The organism is Streptomyces sp. NPDC097129, from assembly GCF_055668065.1.
In genome coordinates this window covers 1-2,829 of the sequence record NZ_JBVOQE010000036.1, presented here as the reverse complement: position 1 = coordinate 2,829, position 2,829 = coordinate 1, and the positions used below count along the sequence as shown (strand labels likewise).

The following is a 2,829-nucleotide window of genomic DNA, read 5'->3' as shown; positions in this document are numbered from 1 at the left end:
ACATTATAATTGGTAAGAATAATACTGGAAAGTCATCTTTAATTGATTTACTAACAATCATTACTGATAGCATGAGGTTCCACAATGTAAGTAAAGAATTTAATGAAATAATTGTAGGGTGTGAAATTGATGAAGATATTATAAAAGAGGTCTATCTTGACAGTCATTATTCACAAATTGATGGTGGGCAGAAGATTAGTGATCTTGGATATGCACAAACTTTTGTAGGGAAGACACTGTATACAAAAATTATCCAAGATAGCTCTTACAGTCAAGGCAGAATAACTGGAAAATTTGCTGTGGAATTAGCTGATGAAGATTTCCCTGCTTCTGCAGAGTTGTTTTGGAGTAGATTATCAGCAAAACAAGTTAGTAAATTAAGTGAATTCCAAGTAGTAAGATTAGGAGCTGAAAGAAATATAGTTCCAGAAAAAGAAAAAAATGACAATATTAAATTTAGTGAATTAAAGGAGACTGGGGTAAATGCTACTAATATAATTCATAAATTTATCAACCACAATGAATTAGATAGTAAATTAGTTGAAAAGGAGTTACTTTCTAGTTTAAACGACATTTTGCACCCTGATACTTTTTTTACTGATATTGTCGTGCAACAAATTCAAGTAGGTCAGTTGGCTACAGACTTATATTGGGAAATTTATTTAGAGGAAAAGGAAAAAGGCAGGATTGCGTTGTCTAAGTCAGGTAGTGGGTTAAAAACAATAATATTAGTACTAATTGAATTTTTACTAATGCCTGTAATAAAAAATAAAGACACAGAGAAATTGATTTTTGCTCTAGAGGAAATCGAGAATAACATCCATCCTGCTTTACAAAAAAGTCTTTTTAGATTTATTGATACTTGGTCAAGAGAAAATAATACAACTGTTTTTCTTACTACGCATTCACATATACCAATAAATATGTTTTCAGGTTCAGATGATGCTCAAATTATTCATGTTAGGAAACAGGAAGGGAAAATTATCCCGAAAAGAACTTTGAACTTTCAGGACAGTTCAGATATATTATTTGACTTGGATGTTAAAGCCAGTGATATATTACAATCAAACGGCATCATTTGGGTGGAAGGCCCTTCTGATAAGATTTACATAAACAAATGGATAGACTTGTATAGTGATGGGGTTTTAAAAGAAGGTCTACATTACCAAGTTGTTTATTATGGAGGAAAACTACTATCTCACTATAGTTATGACGAAAGTTTTTCACAAGAAGATTTTATAAACTTATTATTAACAAACAGAAACTGCGCAATCCTTATGGATAGTGATATGAAGTCTGAAGGCGAAACTGTAGGTGATACAAAACAACGTATTATTGAGGAATTCGAAAGGAACGATGCCTTTGCTTGGGTAACGGAAGGTAGAGAAATTGAAAATTACATTCCAGTATCAGTTCTCCGCGAACTACACCCTAACACCCTACCTTTTGGCTTATACCAAGATATTAAGGATTACCTAAATGAAATAGAAGAAGGACTAGGAAAAAAATTCGAGAAAAATAAAGGTCCCTTTGCAAGAAGAATTATACCAAAATTAACAAAGGAAAATTTAGATGAAACACTAAATATTAAGGAAAATGTAAATAAATTAATTGAACAAATTCAAAAATGGAATGGATAAAAATATTTTTCCAGTTGCTCCATTAATCACCTAACCAAGCAGGCTGCCTATCCGTGCTATAATTGATGGCGAGGTGTTATATCGATGTTTATTTCGCCAATGTTATTACACAAGTCGGATGAGCCGTTCGATTCGGCCGATTATTTGACCGAGCTGAAACTCGACGGCATCCGTTTTATATATTCTGTTGATGATGCGGGCAAAGTCCGCTTATATACGCGTCACAAGAACGAAGTCACCGCACGTTTTCCCGAATTAACCGCGCTTGATGTTCCGCCTGGCACCGTACTGGACGGTGAACTGATCGTAACTGATAACGAAGGCAAACCGGACTTCGAGGCGGTCATGAGCAGTTTTATGAGTTCGCGTGCCGACACACCTATTTCGCTCGTTGTGTTCGACGTGCTGAAAGCCGGCGGTAAAAGCGTTACTAATCTACCGTTGCTAGAACGTAAGGGAATACTCGCCGATGTCGTGCCGAATGATACCGAGCTGCTTTCGAAAGTCCAGTTCGTCGAAGGCCATGGCGCCAATTATTTCGATGCAGTTAAGGCGCAATCGCTCGAAGGCATCGTGTTAAAGCGCAAGGATTCGCGTTATGACGTCGGCAAGCGATCGCATAACTGGCTGAAAGTGATTAATTATCAATACGCCGATATATTCGTAACTGGCTTTCGCAAAAAGGAATTCGGTTGGTTACTCGCTGATGCTGACGGTCGTTATCTGGGCGTAATGGAGCACGGCGTTCCTCCGGTCGAGAAGCAGCGTGTGTACCGAGCGCCTCTTGCGAAGGAGACCGACGACTTTTCATACCTTGTTTCGCCAATTAAATGCCACGTAAAGTTCCGCGATTATACTAAGGAAGGAAAGCTCAGAATACCATCCTTTGTTGAATATATTTCTTAAAACGTCTACTTAATTAGTAAACGTTTTTTAATTATTAATTGGAGATTTTTGTCGATAAATGACGAATTTTAAGGATTGTTCTAATAGTCCCGTTTATTCATAATTGAATGTGGGGAAAGGAGAGAAAGAATTATGGACATCTATAATAATATAACTAAATATATGGGAATTTCTTTAATAATAATATCAATTCTTAATTTTGCTAATCTGATTGAAATGAATCCTGTATATCTAATGGGCTTTTCTTTAGCTGCTTTGTTGTTTTCTTTTACAGATTGGTTAG

General features: G+C 36.2%; 2 protein-coding genes. Both read left to right on the top strand.

Going from position 1 to position 2,829, the window contains the following annotated elements:
* A partial coding sequence (locus AC0B9F_RS37850; protein WP_472010330.1) for an AAA family ATPase occupies positions 1-1,640 on the top strand: 1,640 nt, incomplete at its 5' end.
* 84 nt (positions 1,641-1,724) lie between these two features.
* Positions 1,725-2,546: an ATP-dependent DNA ligase gene (locus tag AC0B9F_RS37845; RefSeq protein WP_472010328.1), complete on the top strand. Its 822-nt coding sequence runs from the start codon at positions 1,725-1,727 to the stop codon at positions 2,544-2,546.
* Positions 2,547-2,829: the final 283 nt, after the last annotated feature.

Excerpts from the sequence above, each read along its gene's own strand:
- AC0B9F_RS37845 (WP_472010328.1), top strand. The coding sequence starts at position 1,725 with ATGTTTATTTCGCCAATGTTATTACACAAGTCGGATGAGCCGTTCGAT.